Below are 256 nucleotides of genomic sequence, written 5' to 3'. Positions count from 1 at the left end.
GACCTTCCTGCAGTCCGAAACCCTCCAGGAGGCCCAGGACATGGCCATCACCGCACATGCCCTGGCTGTGCGCACCGGCAAGGCCGTCATCCACTTCTTCTCTCCAGACACTTCGGCCCGCGATGAGCCCATCGGCCTCGAAGACTTCTCCGTAGTACGAGCTGTCCTTGACATCGACGCCGTCAGGAGACTACAAGCTGGCACCATCAAGGCTTCCGGACTGTATGCCGATGATGGACACGTTGCCGTCTCCTCA

The 256-nt window shown here is 60.5% G+C and carries 1 protein-coding gene; it reads left to right on the top strand.

Annotated features, from left to right (window positions below; genetic code table 11):
* Positions 1 to 40: 40 nt before the first annotated feature.
* On the top strand, positions 41 to 256 hold a 216-nt coding region (locus KZZ04_RS19895), incomplete at its 3' end, for a hypothetical protein (protein ID WP_219423986.1).

Source organism: Pseudoalteromonas sp. CR1 (genome assembly GCF_019392235.1).
Lineage (GTDB): Bacteria > Pseudomonadota > Gammaproteobacteria > Enterobacterales > Alteromonadaceae > Pseudoalteromonas.
This window is presented reverse-complemented; position numbering and strand designations above follow the sequence as displayed.